General features: G+C 79.0%; 3 protein-coding genes and 1 pseudogene. All 4 read right to left on the bottom strand.

Annotated features, from left to right (window positions below):
• Nucleotides 1–451 (bottom strand): transcription antitermination factor NusB (locus ABEB16_RS21140; RefSeq protein ID WP_345714153.1); only part of this gene is annotated, 451 nt, incomplete at its 3' end.
• A gap of 84 nt (nt 452–535) precedes the next feature.
• On the bottom strand, nt 536–1486 hold the full coding sequence (gene fmt / locus ABEB16_RS21135; protein WP_345714152.1) for a methionyl-tRNA formyltransferase: 951 nt from the start codon (nt 1484–1486) through the stop codon (nt 536–538).
• Nucleotides 1487–1489: 3 nt separating this feature from the next.
• Nucleotides 1490–2035: a peptide deformylase gene (gene def, locus ABEB16_RS21130; RefSeq protein ID WP_345714151.1), complete on the bottom strand. Its 546-nt coding sequence runs from the start codon at nt 2033–2035 to the stop codon at nt 1490–1492.
• Between the two features lie 108 nt (nt 2036–2143).
• Nucleotides 2144–2938 (bottom strand): annotated as a pseudogene (locus ABEB16_RS21125) (primosome assembly protein PriA); the annotation flags it as partial.

Below are 2938 nucleotides of genomic sequence, written 5' to 3'. Positions count from 1 at the left end.
CCGCCGCCCCCGCCGGGACGACCTCGTCCAGCCAGGAGTCCAGGTCCCGCCCGGCCAGCCCCCGCAGCACGGCGTTGACCAGCCCGGCGGCGCCCGCGCCCACCGCGACGCGGGCGAGCGCGACGCTGGTGGCGACGGCGGCGTGGTCGGGCACCCGCATGCCCAGCAGCTGATGCGCGCCCAGCCGCAGCACGTCGCGCACCGGCGCGTCGAGGTCGGCCGGCGGCCGGTCCAGGCGGGCGGCGAGCACCGCGTCGTACGTGCCGCGCCCGCGCAGCACCCCGTAGGCCAGCTCGGTGGCGAACGCGGCGTCACGCCCGCTGACGCGCCGCTGCCGCAGCAGCCGCGGCAGCACGAGGTTGGCGTAGGCGTCCTCCTCGTCGACCGCCCGCAGCACGTCGAAGGCCACCTGCCGGGCGGCGTCGACGGCGGTGTAGCGGTCACGGCGCACCCCTGCGCGCCCGGTGGTGCCCCGGCCGCCGCCGCGGGGTCCCCGCCCGCGGTCCCGCTGCTCCCCTGCCACGTCCCGTCCCCCTCAGACCAGCCGCTCGCCGGGCTGCAGCCGCAGCCCGCGCGCCCACGCGTCGGCGGGCATCGACCGCTTGCCCGCCGGCTGCACCTGCACCAGCCGCACCGCACCCGCACCGGTGCCCACGAGCACCCCGTCGCGGGTCACGAGCAGCTCCCCGGGGGCGGGCGCACCGACCCCGTCCACCGCCGGCACGTCCACCGCCGGCACGGGCAGCACCGGGGCCAGCTTCAGCCGCTGCCCGCGCAGCGTCGTCCACGCCCCCGGCGCGGGGGTGCAGCCGCGCACCAGCCGGTCCACGGCCGCGGCCGGCCCGGTCCAGTCCACCCGGGCGTCCTCCGGCTCCAGCTTGGGCGCGAGGCTGACGCCCTCGGCGGGCTGCGGCTCGGGCACCGCGGTGCCCGCGGCCACGGCGTCGAGGGTGTCCACCAGCAGACCCGCCCCGCGCCCGGCCAGCCGCGCCAGCAGGTCCCCGGCGGTGTCGCGGGGACCGACGGGCTCGGTGAGCCGGCCCAGCACGGGGCCGGTGTCCAGGCCCTCCTCCAGCCGGAAGGTGCAGGCACCCGTCACGGCGTCCCCGGCGATGACGGCGCGCTGCACCGGCGCCGCCCCCCGCCAGGCGGGCAGCAGCGAGAAGTGCAGGTTCACCCAGCCCAGCGGCGGCACGTCCAGCGCCGGGCGCGGCACCAGCGCGCCGTAGGCCACGACCGGGCAGCAGTCGGGGGCCAGCTCCCGCAGGGCCTGCAGGAACCCCGGTTCCGAGGGCCGCAGCGGCTGCAGCACCGGCAGGCCCACCTCGCGGGCGCGCACCGCGACCGGCGCGACGGAGGGGCGCCGGCCCCGCCCGGCGGTGGCGTCGGGGCGGGTGACGACGGCGAGCACCTCGTGGGCGGAGGCCAGCAGGGCGTCGAGGGAGGCGACCGCCACCTCGGGGGTGCCGGCGAGGACGACGCGCACGGTTCAGAGCGCCTTGCCGAAGGTGGCGTGCGGGCTGAGCTTGACCGCGGGGGCGGGCTGCCCCATCCACTCCGCCTCCCGCACGGCCCGCATGGCGAGCTTGCGCTGGGCCTTGTCGAGGCGGTCGATGAAGAGGACCCCGTCGAGGTGGTCCGTCTCGTGCTGCAGCGCGCGGGCCTTGTACTCCGAGCCGGTGATCGTGATCGGCTCGCCGTGCACGTCGAAGCCCTTGGCGACGACGTGCAGGGCGCGGCGGGTGTCGGCGACGACGCCCGGGAACGACAGGCAGCCCTCCTCGCCGTCCTGGCACTCCTCGGACAGGTCCAGCACCGGGTTGACCAGGTGCCCGAGCTCACCGTCGACGTAGTACGTGAACACCCGCAGCGACACCCCGAGCTGCGGTGCGGCCAGCCCCGCGCCGGGGGCGTCCATCATGGTGTCCTCGAGGTCCTTGACGAGGCGGCGCAGCTCCTTGTCGAAGACGGTGACCTCCTCCGCGCGCTGGCGCAGCACCGGGTCGCCGAACAGCCGGATCGGCTGGATCGCCACGTCTCCCCCTCGTTCGGAACTCCTCGTGCGGAAGTGCCATCGTAGTTCGTCGCCCGCGGCGCCCCGCCGGCTCGCAGCGGACGCCGAGGGCCCGGTGCGGGCGCCGGCTCAGCCGATGTGGAGGGGGTCGATGCGGGCGCGCACCGAGCCCTGCTTGCGGGCGCTGCGCCCGGCCAGCAGCGCCTTCACCTCCGCCGCCAGGGCGTCCCCCTCGGCCAGCGGGGCCTCCACGATGGCCTGCACCAGCGGCGGGGCGCCCGCGGCGCGGCCCACGACCGCGGCGGGCACCGGCCCCAGCAGCCGCCAGCCCGGGCGCAGGGTGAGCGCGGCCAGCCCCTCGCGCACCTCCGCCTCCTCCCCGAGCAGCCCGGCCAGCCGCGCAGCCGGTGGCAGGTTGAGCGCGGCGCGCTCGGCGAGCTCGCGGGCGGCGTGCCCGACCGGGTCCCACCGCACCAGCGCCTGCGCCGGCGGTGCCTGCGGGTCGGCCACCAGGAAGACCACCCCGCCGTCGGCGGCCGGGCGCACCAGGGACGCCGCCGCGGTCCAGCGGTGCAGCGCCTCCTCCCCCGCCCGCAGGTCCGGCCGCTGCAGCAGCGCCCAGCCGTCCAGCAGCAGCGCCGCGGTGTATCCGCCCTCGGCCACCGGCTCGGCGCCGGGCGTGCTGACGACGAGGGCGGGTTCGGCGCCCACGGCGTCCAGGACCTGGCGGCCGCCGGAGGTGCGCACCGCGACGCCGGGGAAGGCCCGGCCCAGCTCCTCGGCGGTGCGCCGGGCGCCGGTGACGACGGCGCGCCAGCGCTGGGAGCGGCAGTGCGGGCACGACCACCTCGTCGCCGGGCGCCCGCACCGGCGGCAGGCGGCGGGCGCGTCGGCGGCCGGGACGGCGAGCGGGCCGGAGCAGGC

Source organism: Kineococcus glutinatus, assembly GCF_039542765.1.
In the GTDB taxonomy this organism is placed as follows: Bacteria; Actinomycetota; Actinomycetes; order Actinomycetales; family Kineococcaceae; genus Kineococcus_A; species Kineococcus_A glutinatus.
The sequence above is the reverse complement of the archived record's forward strand: the minus strand, read 5'-3'. Positions and strand labels throughout refer to the sequence as shown.